A 287-nucleotide genomic window follows, 5' to 3' on the forward strand; every position below is an offset into this window, starting at 1 on the left:
CCGGCACATGGCCTTCCACCACTCGCACTGCAGCTTCAGCGCCGGGTCGGCGACCACGGGGTAGGCGGCGCCCGCGTGGTTCACGGTCTGGACGAGCGTCATGCCCTCCACCCGGTACGAGGTCGGCACGGGGTTGCCGTTGGCGTCCTTGGCCCACGGCAGGTCGATCTCGCCGAGGTAGAAGTCGTTGTTGTAGATCAGGACCGTGCCGTCGTCGTCCTCGACCTCCAGCATGCTGCCCTCGGGGGCCGAGATCGGGAAGCGGTACTCGGTCGGCGCCGAGGCGT

1 pseudogene is annotated in these 287 nt (G+C 69.0%); it reads right to left on the reverse strand.

The features are described from left to right. Positions 1 to 287: pseudogene (locus IO39_RS56450) on the reverse strand (hypothetical protein); the annotation flags it as partial.

Origin of the sequence: Nonomuraea candida, from assembly GCF_000725485.1 — a bacterium.
GTDB classification, from domain to species: Bacteria; Actinomycetota; Actinomycetes; order Streptosporangiales; family Streptosporangiaceae; genus Nonomuraea; species Nonomuraea candida.